Raw genomic sequence first — 17,239 nt, forward strand, 5'->3', positions numbered from 1 at the left:
AAATAAAAAGCAGGAAGTGTTTGAAACACAAAGTAGAAATTGAACCTAACTTTGTCTCAACTCACTTCCCTACTTTCATGGAAGTAACATTTAATTCTTAGTAATTTTCAAATATCAGATTGGTTTTAAGTTGATCTTTCTTCTCATGAATTCCTAATTGATCTAACCTCTTAATGATAGCACTTTGAACTTTTTTCGCTTCCGCTTCATTGGTAACTTTAGAGGAGATTTCTACAACATTTTGATCTTTAATATCCCAGTTTTCGATCTTCACTTCATTACCATCAATATGACCTTTATGTCGTTCAAAATGGACCGGTCCAATTAAATGAGGTTGTTTGATTTTATCTAATGCATCACTATAAGGTTGTTCAGCATGAGTCTTTAAAATCTTTAAACTATCTTGAGCATTAGGCATAGCTAAACTTCCTGAACCTAGTTTTTCTTTTGCTTCTTTTGTCACGCTTAATGTTTCTTTACCTTCACCATATTCTACTTCGTACTCATCTCCATTATAGCCATCTGCTTTTGCTTGTTGAATGGCGCTAGACACATCATGATTAGAAATAGCATATCTCTTTTTATACTGCAGTTTATGTTTACTATCATCTTCAGATTTGCGTATACGATAAGTGACGTTGTTTTGATAATTCGTACGGTTGGCATCATCTAAATATTGAACTTGAAAGTCTTCATCTTTGTCTTCTGAACCTAAATCTTCTAAGACACTGTGCTTAATATGGCGATTGTCTTTTACTATTTTATGACTATCTGCATATACTTTAACTTCATATTGATCTGGTTGATTTGTCTCAGCTTGCGCATTATGCGTTACTCCGCTACCAAGTAAAATTGCTGTTGTAACCATTCCAACTTTAATTAATGAACTTGTCATTCGCTCCCACCTCCACTTTCAACATAAACGATGTTTATGTAGCAAACATGACATTAAAATAAATAGATAATAAATTTTTATAAAGTTTTTGAATATATACTTTTATAAAGTTTATATTCTCACTACTATATTTCACAGTTTGTTAAAAATATTCTCCTATCACATTAGATATTTCAAGATTAAAAGGGAATATGAAAGTAACTTCATAATCTATTTCTTCATTATATATATCCGGAACTAGGCGACAACGAGATACTGTAGGAGGACGATGTATGTTAACAACTTCCATTATTTTTATGATAATTGGTCTATTACTTATTTTAGTGAGTAGAATCGTGTCTAAAGCTGAATCATTTGATTTAAGAGAGAAAATTTATGTACCAGGTTTGTGCTTACTCTTAATAGGAACGCTTTGTTTAATTGGGCATTTTGTTAATGCTTCACTCTAAATATCTTATTGCTTAATCATTTTCTAAAAAAGTAACAACAATTCTGACTATCTGTTGCATTTTTCAACGTCTTACTCAAATTAGTGGTGTTTAGAGCGTTGGGAAATTGTTAAATTAGTATATGTAACTTACAAGCACCTTAATTTTAATGCCTCCAAATCGCGTTAAAATTATTAAGAATTCCATGCTCTGTTGCAAAATAATATACAAATAGGAGGAAATGTCTTGGCAAAACTTTTATACAAATTGGGCAAATTCATTGCTAAGAACAAATGGGTGAGTATCCTTGCATGGTTAATCGTTCTAGGCGTTATTATCACCCCGCTAATGATTAACTCACCTAAGTTTGATGATGACATCACAATGAATGGTCTAAAATCATTAGATACAAATGATAAAATCACTAAAGAATTTCATCAGGATAGTCAAAAAGCCTCGATGAAGATTGTCTTCCATTCCGATAAGAAGAATGGTATTACAGACAAAGATACTAAGAAAGATATTGAAAAAGCACTTGATAATATCAAACAAGATGATGATTACGTACAAAACGTAAGTAACCCTTATGATTCTCATCAAGTTAATGATGATAAAGATACTGCAATCGCAACAGTTAACTATGTCGTTAACCAAACAGCGTTGCAAGATTCTTCTAAGAAAATTATCGATAGAGAATTAGATGATGTAAAAGCAGATCATAATCTTAAAATTGAGCAAACTCAAGGTGGCTCAATGAATTCTGAAGTAGGTGGTTCTTCAGAACTTGTAGGTATTGTCACTGCCTTCATCATTCTACTGATTACATTCGGCTCATTAATTGCAGCTGGTATGCCAATTGTCAGTGCACTCATCGGACTAGGCTCCAGTGTTGGAATCATCGCTCTATTAACATTTATATTCGATATTCCAAACTTCACACTGACTCTAGCTGTAATGATAGGTTTAGCCGTTGGAATAGACTACTCTCTATTTATACTCTTTAGATATAAGGAAGTTCGTAAACGCGGTCTAGAGCCTGTCGAAGCTATTGCGACAGCAGTTGGTACTGCAGGTAGTGCCGTTATCTTCGCCGGTGTGACCGTAATGATTGCAGTTTGTGGTTTATCACTAGTTGGCATTGATTTCTTAGCTATTATGGGATTCGCATCAGCAATTAGTGTATTATTCGCTGTCCTTGCTGCGTTAACACTCTTACCTGCACTTATTAGCGTGTTCCATAAACGTATTAAGATTAAAGATAAACCTGAAAAGAATAAAGATCCTAAAAATCATCCATGGGCTAAATTTGTTGTAGGTAAACCAATTATTGCTATTATTATTAGTTTACTTATCTTAATTGCAGCTGCCCTTCCAGTGAGTGGTATGCGTTTAGGTATCCCTGACGATAGTCTTAAAGCTAACAATACATCAGCACACAAAGCTTATAACTTAATTACTGATAACTTTGGTGCCGGTTATAATGGTCAAATCGTTATGTTAGTAAACACGAAAGACGGCGGAAGCAAGAAAGATATTCAACAAGATCTAAATAATATTAGAGATGATATTAAGGATATGGATAATGTAGATAAAGTGGCATCACCACAATTGAATGATAATAATCACTATGCATTGATTTCTATCATTCCTGAAGATGGTCCAAATGCACAGTCTACAAATAATTTAGTTTATGATTTACGTGATTATAATAAAACTGCTAAAGAGAAATATGACTTTAATACAGAGATTTCAGGACAAAGTGTAATTAACATTGATATGTCAGAAAAACTTAATGAAGCTATCCCAGTATTTGCTGGCGTTATTGTACTCTTAGCATTTGTGCTACTAGTATTTGTATTCCGTTCAATCCTAGTACCATTAAAAGCTGTACTCGGCTTCGTATTATCACTACTAGCAACACTTGGATTTACGACACTCGTGATGCAAGATGGCTTCTTAGGTAGCCTATTCGGTGTAGAAAATACGGGTCCTTTATTAGCATTCCTACCAGTCATCACCATTGGCTTACTCTTCGGACTTGCCATTGACTATGAACTCTTCTTAATGACACGTGTACATGAAGAGTATAGTAAAACGGGTGACAACGATCATTCTATCCGTGTAGGTATCAAAGAAAGTGGTCCAGTCATCGTTGCAGCAGCACTCATTATGTTCAGTGTGTTTATCGCCTTTGTCTTCCAAGAAGATTCAGCGATTAAATCCATGGGTATTTCACTCGCATTCGGCGTTCTTTTCGATGCATTCGTTGTACGCATGACTTTAATTCCAGCACTTACTAAATTATTTGGTAAAGGTTCTTGGTATATCCCTAAATGGTTAGGCGGTATCTTACCTAAGATTGATATCGAAGGTAAAGCTTTAGAAGAAGGTCATTCAAACACGAATACTTCTACGAATGAAGCACATCGCTATAACCGTCGTAATCGTGATGAAGACATTTATTATGATGACCAAGAATATACACGTCGTCATGGTCAGGCTTATGACAAACGTGATGCACATGATGAGAGACATAGACGTTATGATGACCGCGAGCGCTATTTCAATCGTGATCGCTATGGCAATAATGATAAAGAGGACTATCCTCGCTACGTTCGTCTAGATGATGACCGTCGTGGCTATGGGGAAGATCATTTTCCGGAAAATGACTCACAATATCGTAGATCACAATATAGACAAGATGAGAGAGAATCAAATGTAGATGAACCATCTCGTCAACGACGTGAGCATGTAGATTATGAATCTCTCTACACACAACAAGGTAATCATTACCGTAGTGAAGGCGAAAGAAACAGATATGAACGTCAACCTCATCGTGAGGAAAGATATGATGACCCTCAATCTCGATACGAGGATGGCCGATACGAAGAACGTCATTATAGAGATCATGCGCAACGTTCTGATAGTGAGTCTCGTACAACTGATTTATTTAAACAATTGTCTCGCGAAACTAACGATCAAGATATGTTATTTAACGCATTAATGTTATATGCACGTGAAAATAACAAAGATTTATATGATGACTATGCGCGTCGTGCACCTCGCAGACATGATAATGAAGATGAGAGAGAGTAAAATCACAAAGGAGGAAACGCCGAATGTTCAAGAAAAGTAGTTTCAAAGTTTTAGGACTACTTGCCACACTCGCCTTAGCAATTGTGCTAAGTGCGTGTGGTAATGGTGGCAATGGATCATCGAGTGGCGGAAATACGTCACTAGGTAAGAAAGATGTTAATATCCCTTATATTGCAAGCGATAATTCTACACCACGTTCATTAGTTATTGCGGAAGTCCTTAAAAAAGCTGGATACAATGTTACTACTACGCCAGTACAAGCGAGTGGTCCATTATATGCGTCAGTATCTCAAGACTCTGACTCATTCCACGCATCAGGTATCTTCCCTTCAACAGATAAAAGCTTTTACAATAAATTTAAAAGTAATTTAACTGTTTATGATAAGAAGAATTTAGTTGATAATGTTAAAGTTGGCTTAGCTGTTCCTAAGTATGAACAGGATATTGATTCAATTTCAGACTTAAATAGCAAGAAATCTACTACTAGTAGTAATACTGGCAATAGTAGTAACAGCTTTGGTAAATCTGTCGATTGGACAATACAAGGTACAGATGCTAGAAATGGTGTTATGAAACAAACTAAAAGTGAATTAGATGATGGTCAATTAGACAAATATAGTCTTAAAGAGTCATCTGACCAAGATCAATTTAAAACGATTCAAAAAGCTTATAAACAACAAAAACCTATCGTCTTTACTGCTATGGAACCAAGTTGGTTCTCTAAGGAACTTGATATTAAAATGTTGAAAGATCCTGAGAAGATTTACGGTAAAGATGATGAACATATTAACCTAGTGTTTAATAAAAATTTCAAAGATGATCATCCTGCTGCATATACGATTGCAACACGTATTTCCGATAATTGGAGCAAAGATGATGAAGAAAAATTAGCGAAAAAAATCTTCAAAGATAATAAAAACCCTGAAGACGTTGCTAAAGATTATGTAGATAATCATGATACTAAAGTCGATAAATGGTTAAAAGGTATTGATCACTAACTAAAAATCGATAGTATCATTAACCCCTTCACATTGAATGACAGTGAAGGGGTTTTTCTTTGTTCACTTATCTTAAAATGATAATCATCAGGAGTTATATTTGGTAAAAACACGCTACTTATGATAAATTAACGTATATTCTAAGTCATGAAGTATCCTTTGAGAAGAAATATAGAGGAGAAATGTGTATGCCTACATCAACGCAAAAACGTATGATTCGACATATCAATAAAACTGTTTTTGAACTGTTATATGATTATCACTTTGATGAAATTACTGTACAAAAGATATGTGAAGTAGCTGAAATTAATCGCAGTACCTTTTATCGTTATTTTCAAGATAAATATGACCTACTCTATTCATTACCTCCGTATATGACAGGCGAAATCATGGGTGATCCAAATACAGAGCACTCTATTGATACCGCTGAGTCATTTAAAGCGTTTATTTATTATATAGAACAACATAAAACTGTTTTCAAACACTTGCTCGTATCTTCAAGGCAAGTAGATGTATTTAGAAGTCTGACACATGCAAGTCGCGAAATGATGTTGTATGGTTCAAAAAATAATCACAACGATCCACTAGCACTTAAAATTCGAGAAAGTAAGCACCCTGAAATTTTAGCTGACTTCTATAGTAGTGGCGTCATAGAAGTTTTAAGACGCTGGGTTGAAAATGATTACAATTATTCTGTTGATGAAATCTTTGAAACATTAAATGCAACACTAGAAAGTTCTCTAAACGGTTGTAAAAATTCATAAATGAATAAATTTTAAAAAAGCACGTATCTCCTACTTACCTGCTCACAAAAGTAAAAGATACGTGCTTTTGATTTAATTTAGGATAAGAGTTGTTTTTTTAACTGCTTCAGCAACTTGTGATGGAGACTGAGGGTTTTGTCCTGTAATGATTCGATCGTCGACTTCAAGTGTAGATGTAAAAGGCACACGTCCGAAATGATAGCTGGCACCACGGTGTTTGATTTCATTTTGTAAATGAAATGGAATCATTGTATCTCGTTTAGCTAGTACTTCTTCAACATTTGAAAAACCAGTCACATTTTTATTCTGTAGGAGAAATGTGCCTCCTGCATCTTTAACGTTTAGCAACGCAGCAACACCATGACAGACTGCTGACACAATACCACCTTGCTCATATATCGTGTTCACTGCACTTTGTATAAATTTATTTTCCGGGAAATCATACATGACACCGTGACCCCCAGTGAAATATACAGCATCATATTTATCAGGTTGAGCTTCGCTGATAGGTTGAGAATATTTCAACATATCCATGAAATGCTCATTGTTATAATATGCCTTTGTAGTATTGTCTAACATAAATGGACTAAGGCTCACTGGGTCAATAGGTGTATTGCCTCCTGTGATGTTGAATAAATCAATATCTACATTCGTATCTTTGAAAGCATCATAGAAATGAACAAGTTCACTTAGCCAAAGACCCGTGGGCGTTTCCGTATTACCGAAGTACTCTGTACTTGTATTAACAATCATTATTTTCTTCATTTGTTTCACCTCTTTTATTCATCTTCCATCTTCACAATAATTTTACCTTTAGCTCTGCCGCTCTCAGAGTATTCTAAAGCTTTTTGTGTTTCTTTAAAGTCATATACTTTACCAATAATAGGTTTAATTTTTCCAACTTCAATGAGTTCTGTGATTTCTCTTAATTGTTGACCACTTGGATGCATAAACAGGAATTCATATTGAACATCGTATTTTTTAGCTAAACGTTGATATTTATATGAAGCTGCTTTGAGTATGCCACGTTTAAAGATACTTTTATCTAATTTTCGTGCATTACGTTCAGTTGGCAGTCCTGAAATGGACGCGATGATGCCTTGTGGCTTAAGAATTTGGAACGATTTCTCGAGGTTCTCTCCTCCAAGCGTATCAAATACACCGTCGAAGTCTTTGAGTACCTCTGAGAAGTCTTGTTCTTTATAATTAATAAATTCATCTGGATTGAGTGACTCAATGAGTTCTTTACCACTATCGCTTCCCGTTGTTGCAACATAGAGTCCTTTAGCTTTCGCGTATTGGATTGCAAAACTTCCAACACCGCCAGATCCAGCTTGAATAAGTACTTTGTCCCCTGGTTGCGCTTGAATAACTTCATTGATTGCCTGATACGCTGTTAAGCCCACTAAAGGTATACTCGCCGCTTCTTCATACGATAATCCTTTAGGCATTGGCGCGATTTCTTCTGCATTAACTGAAATATATTCAGCAAATGTACCAATTTTAGATTTTCGTGGACGACCATAAACTTTGTCCCCTACCTTAAATTGAGTGACTTTGTCTCCTACTTCATACACTTCACCAGCAAAGTCATTGCCTAAAATGAGTGGAAATTGATATGTTAATAACATTTTAAGCCCACCATCACGAATTTTAAAATCGATGGGATTAATGCTTGCTGCTTTAATTTTTACACGAACTTCGTAAGGACTCATACTTGGTAATGGCATTCTTTCAAGTGATACAGGTCCTTTACCATAATGATGGATGACCATTGCTTGCATATCTGTTTTCATCTTTTTCGCCCCTCTTTAAATGTAAATTTCATTTAATTCCTAAAAGATTGTGCGTCTGATAAATTTAAGTTTCATCAAGTGTAAAGTGCATTTGTATTCATTACAAGAAAAATGCATGCCACTCCTGAGAGCGTCATGCATCCTAATATTTTAAATTTACTCTTCCGTTTTATTATCAAAATTTCGGCCTTCTAATCCAGCTAATTCTTCTTTAGTAGCAGCTGGTGCTTTCATCTCAAAGATTTCGTCCACTACTGTATAGTCATAATATCCTAAACGTGCGATAGGTCGAATGGATTGAATGTCTAATTTACCATTATCGAGAATGACTTTGTCATCGATATGGACTTGTGCCACACGTCCTATAACAATATCCACAGTTGATACAGGATCACCTGTTGGTATACGTACTGTCTGAACATATTCACATTCAAAGTGTATTGGTGATTCTTTAACTCTATATCCAGGCGCTTCAATACATCCTTCTTTTGTAACTCCGGCGAATTCAAATTCATCTTCTTCAGGTGGTAAAGCCTTCGAAGAAAGATTAACCGCTTCACGTAAGTCATATGTAGCCATATTCCATACAAACCAACCTGTTTCTTCAGCGTTCTTTACTGTATCTTTCCGTTCATGATTACCTAATACAGATTGATTAGCTGCGAACATAACCATCGGTGGATCCCATGTTAAATTTTGATATTGACTATAAGGTGCTAAATTATCTTCACCATCTTTAGATACTGTCGAAATCCAACCGATAGGTCTTGGTACGGTACTACTTTTAAATGGGTCATGCGGTAACCCGTGACTTCTCGTGCCTTGCTTTGGAGAATAATTCAATTGACTCCACCCCAATTGTTTTAATGTTGTTATATTCAGACTACATGACATTGTCGCTTAACGTCTAATATTAAAAAATGATTTATCTATAGCTTCATACTATAAACAAATCATTTTCTTATACTCTATAACTATGAAATGTTGAGTCATTTTCCTACAAAATTAATTCACATAATGGTCATTCGGCATAAATATAGAAACGATAACTGCTAGAACACCTATTATTGCAATAGTTACAAACTCTAAGAAGAAATTAGGAATTTGCTTAACATAAATCATTAAAATTGGTGCAATAGCCGTTCCTAAGAATAAAATCACTGTATTAACTGATAAAAAGAAACCTTGATTACTGTTCACCACAACCCCCACTTTAGAAATCACTGTAGGTATAGCAAATGCAATACCTGCTACAAATGTCACACTAAAAATAGTGATGAGTACAATGTTCGTGAAAGTTCCCATGAGTATAAGTGATACCACGCATGTAGAGAGCGCTAAAGTTAGGACACGTTTCGTACCTAATCGACCACTCAAACGTCCTGCTAATAATGATAAAAACATTCCTATCACACCAAATAATTTTACGACTGATGCAACTGACATATCCCCACCAACTTTATTAGAGGTTATATATGAATTCAAGATACTATACATACTAATAAACATAATGAGTAGCGTAAGAGAAATAAATAAGCAATACAATACTTTAAGATTTTGACCAAAGTCTTTAAAGTTATTGAAGAAATTAAGTAGTTTTAGATCTGGCTTTTTATTAGGGCTTTCTGGCACATGTTTATAAATAATAAATGTCAGTGTTAAATATAATATCGTTAAGATAAAATAAACCCAATGCCAATTGAGATAACTGACTACTATTTCACTCATATTTTGACCGAGTACACCTGATAACATAAAACTTGTACTAATAAAGCTGATTGCTGTAATTCGTTTGACTGGAGGATATGTTTCAGTTGTGTACGTAATCGCTACTGGAGAGAATGCTGCAGCGAAGATACCTTGCAATGCGCGCATGATAAGTAAAAGCATAAATGAATGTACGAATCCTATGATTAAGCAAATGATGACTAGCGCGCTAATACCCATCAGTATCGTTTTTATTCTGCCGAACTTTTCAGAGATGGTGCCGTAGAAAAGACAACTTATTGAATAAGTGAGTGAGAAAACAACACCATTCAATGTTGCTACTGATTGAGGAACATGAAAGTCTTCTGCAAAAGCTGCGGTTAAAGGCAATGCTGTGTATAAACTACCCATCACGATAATTCCTGAAATAAACATAATTGTCGTGATGAGATTATAGTTTCTACTGTCTTCCATTCATCTTCATACTCCTTTCAAATTTTTAGTCAACGTTACTATTATGCCAGTTTGATTTTAAATTCTAAAGGGGAGATTTAATTGGTGAATATTACCTATATTAAAGATAAATTAGCTGAAGTCTATAATGATGCATATGATGCTCAATATTATTTTTTATAATAAGGAAACTTTTATATTGACATAGTAAAAGTGTAAGCTTAATATATACCTAGTATAAAAAATATACTAGGAGGTGTGAGTGATGAAAATAGAATTGGGATTAACATCTTTTGCTGAGAATAGCGATATTGTTATGCCTGATGGCAAGCATGAATCTATTAGTCATGCACAACGAATTCGAAATATTGTCGAAGAAATTGAACTCGCCGATCAACTTGGTTTAGATATCTATGGTTTAGGCGAACATCACAGAAAAGACTATGCAGTTTCTGATCCCGTAACAGTTTTAGGCGCTGCAGCTGCAAGAACACAGCACATTAAATTATCATCTGCTGTTACGGTCTTATCTTCTGATGATCCGGTTAGAGTATATGAGAGATTTTCGACTTTAGATGCTGTATCTAATGGCCGAGCTGAAATCATGATTGGTCGAGGTTCATTTATCGAATCTTTCCCTCTATTCGGTTATAATTTAAATGACTATGAAGATCTATTTAATGAAAAACTTCAAATGTTGCTTAAAATCAACAAACATGAAATCATAAGTTGGGAAGGTAAATTAAGACCAAGTTTAGAATACACTGGCATTTACCCACGAGTAGAAAATGGCGAATTACCTATATGGATTGCTACAGGTGGTACGCCTGAATCATCACTCAGAGCTGGTGCGTTTGGCTTACCTATTACGTATGCTATCATTGGGGGAAATCCTAGACGATTTGCACGTAATATTGAAATATACAAATCAATTGCGTTATCTTACGGACATGATCCTTCAAAATTACCTATTGGTGTACACTCATGGGGTTATGTAGCTGAAACAGATGAGCAAGCTAAACGAGAATTCTTCCCTTCACTTAAAGCACATCAAGATATTATAGGTAAAGAAAGAGGTTGGCCAGCTTTCGATGAGAATGCATTCGAAAGAGAAATAGGCAGTCATGGTGCTATCTACTTAGGTAGCCCTGAAACAGTTGCACAAAAGATTATTGATACAATTGAAACTCTAGGTATTAATCGCTTTATGATTCATACGCCTGTAGGTTCTATGCCACATGAGTATGTGATGAATTCAATTCGTCTTTTTGGGGAAAGGGTTAAACCTATAGTAGATAAATATTTTGAAGATAAATAGGAGGAAATATTTTATGATTTTACGTTATGCTACAAATTTAAAACTTGCTAAAGAATTATACAATGCAAGCAAACCAAAATTACAAGGTGACCAAGGTATGGTAGATACTTTCACTAACACATTCGGTTTACCAGCTAGTTCAGTTAAAGTAGCGGGTGGTGTTGAAGCTACTGCAGCTGCATTATTCGCTGCAAGTTTCTTAAACAAAAACATCTCACGTCTAGGTTCACTTGCTACTATTTCAGTATTAGGTGTTGCAACTTATAAACACTTTGAAGCTGGCCACGGTAAAAAAGGTGCTCAACATGCCCTTGATTTACTAGGTTTAGCTACTTTAAGCTTATTAGATACTTTCACTTCTAAAAGATAAGAGTTAAAAATTAAGACTCTCCGCATCGGCGGGGAGTCTTATTTATTATTTAAATACTTCTTCATAACTCTAAATGCATTTTACGTATCTTCTTGATACTTTAGTTAATAAATTTACTTTTTATATTTATTTAAAAGTGATTCAGGAACATGACAAAGATATTGATCTTCAGGATGCCTATCAAGATGATCTTGATGTTCTTCAGCACTTTTCACATAGTTTAATAATGGTTTAACTTCCACCATAATTCGTTGTGCGTCTGATCTACTATCAATAAAATCGCGAGCTTCATTTAAGTGATTAGAATCATCACTATATATACCGGTACGATATTTTTCACCTACATCTTGTCCTTGTTTATTCAAGCTATATGGATCTATCATTTCAAAGAGATAACTCATTAACTCTTTAATGGTTACTTGATTTGAGTTAAATTCAACTTTTACACATTCTGCATACCCGTCGTACGGGCCATCTAAGTTATTTGTAGTTCCATTAACTCTTCCTGCCTCAGTATTAATCACGCCAGGTATCGTTTTAAAAAAGGCTTCTGTACCCCATAAACATCCGCCTGCAAGATATACGATGTCCAACTCTATCACCTCGTATACATTGTAGCATTTAACTAAGATTAAATAACAAATGATATAAAAAAATGTGTTGCCATTTGATTGACTGCATACTCCAAAGTGACTTGCCATTGCTATATTAATATATAAATAAAATAAACCTCCATATCGTTGTTAACAATATAGAGGTTATTATTTAGTAAAATTTAATTATCATTATTTCAATTACTCACAAATTTATATCGCGAATCCTTGTAAAATAATGCACTTGTTATGTTATTAAGAAATTAAAGTCAATTTTTATTAACCGATTTATTTTCTTACCAACGCTAGTATACCTGCTACTAAAATCAAGATTCCTGAAAGAATTCCAAAAAAACTAATAAAAATAAAGTTTAGGATCCCACCAATGATTAAAAGCACACCAATTAAAACTCTTTTTTTGTTAATAATACAACTTAAAATAAGAGTTATAATGCAAGTAATAATTACAGCTACGCCTAATCCACCTACATTGCCACCATCAGTATCAAGTTGAGAACTAACACCTTGGAGCATAATAGCGAACAAACCACCTAATATACCAAATATACTACCCATGATCCCTAACACCATTTCAGCAACTCGATTTGTAGGTTTAACTTTTTGCATTTCATTCATAATTTTCCCTCCTTTATTAATTAAATTAAAAATAGTTAATAAGGATTATATATAAGACTAAATTCTTTATGCGATACTTATTAACATATGCGTTGCAATACATTAAAGTATGCCCACCTTTTTATTTTATTATATTATCTTGTAAAATCAATATTGTTTTCTTCTAATCTACATTTTTGTATATTTTGTATAATTTCAAAAATCTTAAATATTACTATAAATATCAAAGTGACAATTTTGTCATAGATTTGATATCTCATACACAGGAGTTCATAAATAGCTTGTGATATCTTATTTATTATACATAGAGAACGTGAATGATTTGTAAATTTGTTGTACTTTAAACAATGCTTCTTGGGAGACTTTTATTATATTTCTCTAATGTATAGATTTTAAATTTTAAAGGAGAGATTATTTTGACTCAAAAATTTGTCGCTTGCACTATTGGTAGTGTCTTAATTACTCTCGCTTTTCTTGTGGTATGCAATCAACCAGTATCTGCTGCAACTCCTAATGAGAATCAAACAATGAATCAATTACAACTACATTCATTAAAAGATGATTCAAAAGATGCCAGTTCAGAGCCATATTTTTTTAAATCCAACGCAGTAGAACATAAACATCCTATTTATCAAACGACATCAAAATCCACACTTCCTGAAACAGGTAAATCTATATCTCATTCTCCTGTTATGGCAGGAATTATAGCGCTCGTTTTGGGGTTAGTTATTTTGATTCATAAAAAGATTTCTGCTAGAAAATAATAACTATTTTATTTAAAAAATGGGCTTTTCGATTGATCATCGACAAGCTCTTTTAAATTACATAAAAAAAGAGTTGGAACTAAACGCTCCAACTCTTCTTACATACATTAAATAATGAGTAATTTAATACCTCTAATTATATTTGTAAAGAATAGGACAATTGCCCATATAAAGAAAATTGCTGCAACGATAAATGCAATTGTTATTCCTATTCCAGAATGCGCGCTATCAAATAACGCTGGAATAATCATAAGGCTTAACAATCCAATAGCTACAAATACCCAAGTGAAAATATGATTAAATAAAGCATTTCTAGAATGAGTAGAACCTGGGGGTTTCGCTATAATCCATACAACGAGTGGGAATAACACAGGTGCAAAAAACACACTAAGATAACTTAAAGCGCCTAATACATTATTAGCTTTTTCATTATGTCTTTCATCATATCTTTCATCAAAATTGTTCATTTTTTTCACCTCAGTTATATCTAAACATATCATTGCACACAATTTAAGATATAATGCTTAAAATTACAACTCTGTAAGTTTAACAACGTAATACTTAGCATTTTTAATTCAATGCTTGATTGAGTGCCGTCTTAAATGTTGAAACCGAGATTTCATTCGCGTGAGACGACTGTTGATCAAGTTTATCTTTAAATATATCTTTATTAGAACCTACCTCAGTAAGTACTCGGCTCAATTCTGCAACATTTTCAGCTGAAAATAAGTGTGATGGTGAAGTTATAGTTAAATGGTGTGCAGTCTCTTTATACCCAAGTATGAGTAAATTATAATCAAATGCTGTTCTAACAGCATTCAATATTTCCCCACCTTCATTAATATCTAGATAAATATCGCATCGTTGATAAAGTTCCTCTACCATATCTCTTTTAATTGTCGGATAAAGTTTCGCATTCGGATAATGTTCTAGGCTTGTAAGTACAGTAGACATTTCTGTCACTGCACCAATGTGAAAGTTAAAATCATCATGACGTTGTATTAATGCCTCTAAATGCGGAATTTGATCGGAATTAGTTAGAATTAAAATATTTTTTGATAATTGATTTTCTTTCTTTTTACTATATAAGTACCCAGAGGGATATACGAATTGATTTTCAGTTGAATTCAGTTGATTAGTAATCATTTGATACTCTTCTCTTTCAGGAATAATTACTGAAAACTGGCTGAAATTATTTGGCTCAAACATTAATTTCATATTTCCCGGGACATGCCCTTGAGACTGTTCTTGCCAAAATAACACGACTTGTTGTGCAATAGATTGATGATAAAGCGTAATAAACGGTGTTGAAAGGGAATTAATAACGACTTGTTTATAATCAATATTTAGTTCATTTAAATAAAATGCTATAAATTCTTTCGTCGTTTCAAAGAAATAAGACTTCCCTCTGTAATCCAAAACTATATTTTGAGTCACATAGTTTTCGTATATAACTTCTTTACCATTTCTATCCATATATTTTTTTAATATGGGTGTACCGGACAAATCATAGACCTTTTCAGCGTATTTGAATCCTTCTTTTGTGTAGTAATCGACCGAACGAAGTCGTTGGTGTTTATCTAACCATTCTACATAACTTACGACTCTCGTTTTATAATATTCTTTATAGAATATTTTACCTCGCAACTCGCCCATGTCTATGACTTGAGCCATCGTACCGTTTCCTTTTATTTCCCAAAAGGGCGGTGTAGTTACATCATTAAAAAATGCTGGTTTGTCATCATCATAGATTTGATAATTTGCAAAGTATTGATAAGGTGAAGTCACTTCATCTGGTAAGAAACCATCATCATTTAATACAATTGTAAAAGGATGATAGCCAGCTATTTTAAGTGATTCATGTAACTCACGGGTATTACTATCATAATTCTCGAATAAATTAATCATGTAGCACCTCTTTAATTAATTGTTTCCATTTTTCAACTATATGAGTTGTCTTAAACTCCTCAGCAATTTCGTATGATACATCGTGCGGGTGTGAGGGGCCATTTTCAAAATATTGGATGATCTTAGTCGCCATATGATCTGTGACGTCGTTGATGGATTCTCTATCCAAGTTAATAGGAATAAGGTAACCATTACGAGCATCTTTAATAAATGTCGGACTACCATAATTGACATCAAATCCTATCATGCCTAGCCCTGAACCTACTGCTTCCATCAGTGTCAAACCGAAGCCTTCGCTTTGAGAAGCAGCAACAAATAGTTGATAATGACGATAGACATCTTGAAGGTTCACGTGCCCTTTTAACCGAATATAGTCTTGGGCATGATGTTCTTGGATTATCTTCTCGATTCTTTCTTGTTCAGGACCATGGCCGTAAATATCAAATGTTAATTCAGGTAGCGCTTTTCTCGCTTTAATTACCGCTAGAGCTATCCAATCCACATGTTTTTCACTAGCTAAGCGCGAAGCAGTGATTATAGAGAAAGGCATTCTAGGTTCTTGCGGATAACTTAATTGATGTAGACTCCCCACTGGTATCGTTCTGATTCTAGGAGAATCATGCGTATAATTTTTAAACTGTTCGTTTAATATTTTATTTTGTAAATCTGTTGCTGTAATAAAGAAATCAATGTATTTTGCATTCTCAAATTGATATTCATAATAATTATTCCATAAAATATGTGTATCATCAGTTGAGTTCATACTATAATGCTCGGCATGGACAACTACACCCACTTTGCTGTCGCCCTTATTTTGTAAAATAGCCTGACCTACATCTGTAGCGCGATCAATAATGACAATATCGTCGCTTTCTAAGTGAAGTTTGCGAATAAAATACGCGATAAATTCTTCTTTACTATATAAACGTGCATCATCAAATACATATACATGTGCATCATCATCTATGTATTCTTTATAAACAATTGATCCGTCCTCATTATAGAATTGACGCATATATAGTTTAGCTCTCTTATCATACGGCGCATAATACTCAGAAAATGTACGCACATAACTATAAAAATCTTTACGAATTAACATGCCATTCACTACAAATTCTGCACGATCGACATAGTTTTCTTCAGGATTTTTTAAATAGCATGTAACGAAAGTCTCATTATTGTCTAAATACAGTCTCAATACTTTCCCATTTCGCTCATAACTTGAGACCTCGTTACCAAGTTCAGATATTAAATCATTAACTGTATATGTAGTGGGAGCGATATTAATATCTGTGAAGTATTGATATAACCAGATAATTTCATCATCTTTGAACCCAATATTACTCGTTAGAGTTTGAATATTTTCAGATTGAATAAAATCTAAAAACACAAACTTGATTGGATAGTTGAGTTGACGAAGCAGTTGAGCTCGATAAGCTTGCGCATATTCAACCCCACTACTTGCCCACCCAATACCAAAATTTATATTATAAATCGTCATGCCTTTACACCT

Annotated in this window: 17 protein-coding genes; 7 read left to right on the forward strand and 10 right to left on the reverse strand. The window is 34.0% G+C overall.

Going from position 1 to position 17,239, the window contains the following annotated elements; all coding sequences use genetic code 11:
* Positions 1-97: 97 nt before the first annotated feature.
* Positions 98-895 (reverse strand): hypothetical protein, encoded by a 798-nt coding sequence (locus tag HMPREF2642_RS04905; protein ID WP_030062691.1) that lies wholly within the window; start codon positions 893-895, stop codon positions 98-100.
* 272 nt (positions 896-1,167) lie between these two features.
* On the opposite strand from HMPREF2642_RS04905, the gene HMPREF2642_RS11720 reads away from it, so the two are divergent.
* From HMPREF2642_RS11720 to HMPREF2642_RS04920, 4 genes are all read left to right on the forward strand, one after another.
* Positions 1,168-1,344, forward strand: a complete 177-nt coding sequence (locus tag HMPREF2642_RS11720; RefSeq protein WP_162837220.1) for a hypothetical protein — start codon at positions 1,168-1,170, stop codon at positions 1,342-1,344.
* A 225-nt stretch (positions 1,345-1,569) separates the two neighbouring features.
* Entirely contained in the window at positions 1,570-4,419 is a 2,850-nt protein-coding gene (locus tag HMPREF2642_RS04910) for an MMPL family transporter (protein ID WP_002454189.1), read from the forward strand.
* A gap of 23 nt (positions 4,420-4,442) precedes the next feature.
* Entirely contained in the window at positions 4,443-5,417 is a 975-nt protein-coding gene (locus tag HMPREF2642_RS04915) for a glycine betaine ABC transporter substrate-binding protein (protein ID WP_002454190.1), read from the forward strand.
* A gap of 188 nt (positions 5,418-5,605) precedes the next feature.
* A complete protein-coding gene (locus HMPREF2642_RS04920; RefSeq protein ID WP_002436365.1) occupies positions 5,606-6,181 on the forward strand; it encodes a TetR/AcrR family transcriptional regulator in 576 nt (191 codons plus the stop codon).
* Positions 6,182-6,253: 72 nt separating this feature from the next.
* Here the strand turns inward: HMPREF2642_RS04920 and HMPREF2642_RS04925 are convergent, their stop codons facing one another.
* From HMPREF2642_RS04925 to HMPREF2642_RS04940, 4 genes are all read right to left on the reverse strand, one after another.
* Positions 6,254-6,946, reverse strand: a complete 693-nt coding sequence (locus HMPREF2642_RS04925) for a type 1 glutamine amidotransferase domain-containing protein (protein ID WP_002454192.1) — start codon at positions 6,944-6,946, stop codon at positions 6,254-6,256.
* 14 nt (positions 6,947-6,960) lie between these two features.
* Positions 6,961-7,977, reverse strand: a complete 1,017-nt coding sequence (locus HMPREF2642_RS04930) for an NADP-dependent oxidoreductase (RefSeq protein ID WP_037550690.1) — start codon at positions 7,975-7,977, stop codon at positions 6,961-6,963.
* Between the two features lie 156 nt (positions 7,978-8,133).
* On the reverse strand, positions 8,134-8,820 hold the full coding sequence (locus HMPREF2642_RS04935; RefSeq protein ID WP_070597704.1) for a flavin reductase family protein: 687 nt from the start codon (positions 8,818-8,820) through the stop codon (positions 8,134-8,136).
* 162 nt (positions 8,821-8,982) lie between these two features.
* On the reverse strand, positions 8,983-10,158 hold the full coding sequence (locus tag HMPREF2642_RS04940; RefSeq protein ID WP_030062695.1) for an MFS transporter: 1,176 nt from the start codon (positions 10,156-10,158) through the stop codon (positions 8,983-8,985).
* Between the two features lie 244 nt (positions 10,159-10,402).
* Here HMPREF2642_RS04940 and HMPREF2642_RS04945 point away from each other — a divergent pair, with 244 nt between their 5' ends.
* Both HMPREF2642_RS04945 and HMPREF2642_RS04950 read left to right on the forward strand, forming a co-directional pair.
* Positions 10,403-11,455 carry an LLM class flavin-dependent oxidoreductase gene (locus HMPREF2642_RS04945; RefSeq protein ID WP_030062696.1) on the forward strand — a complete coding sequence of 351 codons (1,053 nt, stop codon included), beginning with the start codon at positions 10,403-10,405 and terminating at the stop codon, positions 11,453-11,455.
* A gap of 13 nt (positions 11,456-11,468) precedes the next feature.
* Positions 11,469-11,825: a hypothetical protein gene (locus tag HMPREF2642_RS04950; RefSeq protein WP_002436380.1), complete on the forward strand. Its 357-nt coding sequence runs from the start codon at positions 11,469-11,471 to the stop codon at positions 11,823-11,825.
* A gap of 113 nt (positions 11,826-11,938) precedes the next feature.
* Here the strand turns inward: HMPREF2642_RS04950 and HMPREF2642_RS04955 are convergent, their stop codons facing one another.
* Positions 11,939-12,418, reverse strand: coding sequence for a peptide-methionine (S)-S-oxide reductase (locus tag HMPREF2642_RS04955; protein WP_023350966.1), 480 nt, complete (start codon positions 12,416-12,418; stop codon positions 11,939-11,941).
* 288 nt (positions 12,419-12,706) lie between these two features.
* A complete protein-coding gene (locus tag HMPREF2642_RS04960) occupies positions 12,707-13,054 on the reverse strand; it encodes a DUF4064 domain-containing protein (protein WP_002454198.1) in 348 nt (115 codons plus the stop codon).
* Positions 13,055-13,530: 476 nt separating this feature from the next.
* On the opposite strand from HMPREF2642_RS04960, the gene HMPREF2642_RS04965 reads away from it, so the two are divergent.
* The gene (locus HMPREF2642_RS04965) at positions 13,531-13,818 is read left to right on the forward strand and encodes an LPXTG cell wall anchor domain-containing protein (RefSeq protein ID WP_227959528.1); all 288 of its coding nucleotides are present in this window, start codon (positions 13,531-13,533) and stop codon (positions 13,816-13,818) included.
* A gap of 107 nt (positions 13,819-13,925) precedes the next feature.
* Here HMPREF2642_RS04965 and HMPREF2642_RS04970 read toward each other — a convergent pair whose 3' ends face one another.
* From HMPREF2642_RS04970 to gtfA, 3 genes are all read right to left on the reverse strand, one after another.
* Positions 13,926-14,285 carry a hypothetical protein gene (locus tag HMPREF2642_RS04970; protein WP_002436374.1) on the reverse strand — a complete coding sequence of 120 codons (360 nt, stop codon included), beginning with the start codon at positions 14,283-14,285 and terminating at the stop codon, positions 13,926-13,928.
* Positions 14,286-14,388: 103 nt separating this feature from the next.
* Positions 14,389-15,726, reverse strand: coding sequence for an accessory Sec system glycosylation chaperone GtfB (gtfB, locus tag HMPREF2642_RS04975; protein WP_037550693.1), 1,338 nt, complete (start codon positions 15,724-15,726; stop codon positions 14,389-14,391).
* On the reverse strand, positions 15,719-17,227 hold the full coding sequence (gene gtfA / locus HMPREF2642_RS04980; RefSeq protein ID WP_070597705.1) for an accessory Sec system glycosyltransferase GtfA: 1,509 nt from the start codon (positions 17,225-17,227) through the stop codon (positions 15,719-15,721). Before gtfA ends, gtfB begins: the two co-directional genes overlap by 8 nt.
* Positions 17,228-17,239 lie beyond the last annotated feature (12 nt).

The sequence above is a fragment of the Staphylococcus sp. HMSC055A09 genome (assembly GCF_001809655.1).
In the GTDB taxonomy this organism is placed as follows: domain Bacteria; phylum Bacillota; class Bacilli; order Staphylococcales; family Staphylococcaceae; genus Staphylococcus; species Staphylococcus capitis.

Excerpts from the sequence above, each read along its gene's own strand:
- HMPREF2642_RS04905 (WP_030062691.1), bottom strand. The coding sequence starts at position 895 with ATGACAAGTTCATTAATTAAAGTTGGAATGGTTACAACAGCAATTTTA.
- HMPREF2642_RS11720 (WP_162837220.1), top strand. The coding sequence starts at position 1,168 with ATGTTAACAACTTCCATTATTTTTATGATAATTGGTCTATTACTTATT.
- HMPREF2642_RS04915 (WP_002454190.1), top strand. The coding sequence starts at position 4,443 with ATGTTCAAGAAAAGTAGTTTCAAAGTTTTAGGACTACTTGCCACACTC.
- HMPREF2642_RS04920 (WP_002436365.1), top strand. The coding sequence starts at position 5,606 with ATGCCTACATCAACGCAAAAACGTATGATTCGACATATCAATAAAACT.
- HMPREF2642_RS04925 (WP_002454192.1), bottom strand. The coding sequence starts at position 6,946 with ATGAAGAAAATAATGATTGTTAATACAAGTACAGAGTACTTCGGTAAT.
- HMPREF2642_RS04930 (WP_037550690.1), bottom strand. The coding sequence starts at position 7,977 with ATGAAAACAGATATGCAAGCAATGGTCATCCATCATTATGGTAAAGGA.
- HMPREF2642_RS04940 (WP_030062695.1), bottom strand. The coding sequence starts at position 10,158 with ATGGAAGACAGTAGAAACTATAATCTCATCACGACAATTATGTTTATT.
- HMPREF2642_RS04945 (WP_030062696.1), top strand. The coding sequence starts at position 10,403 with ATGAAAATAGAATTGGGATTAACATCTTTTGCTGAGAATAGCGATATT.
- HMPREF2642_RS04950 (WP_002436380.1), top strand. The coding sequence starts at position 11,469 with ATGATTTTACGTTATGCTACAAATTTAAAACTTGCTAAAGAATTATAC.
- HMPREF2642_RS04960 (WP_002454198.1), bottom strand. The coding sequence starts at position 13,054 with ATGAATGAAATGCAAAAAGTTAAACCTACAAATCGAGTTGCTGAAATG.
- HMPREF2642_RS04970 (WP_002436374.1), bottom strand. The coding sequence starts at position 14,285 with ATGAACAATTTTGATGAAAGATATGATGAAAGACATAATGAAAAAGCT.
- gtfB (WP_037550693.1), bottom strand. The coding sequence starts at position 15,726 with ATGATTAATTTATTCGAGAATTATGATAGTAATACCCGTGAGTTACAT.
- gtfA (WP_070597705.1), bottom strand. The coding sequence starts at position 17,227 with ATGACGATTTATAATATAAATTTTGGTATTGGGTGGGCAAGTAGTGGG.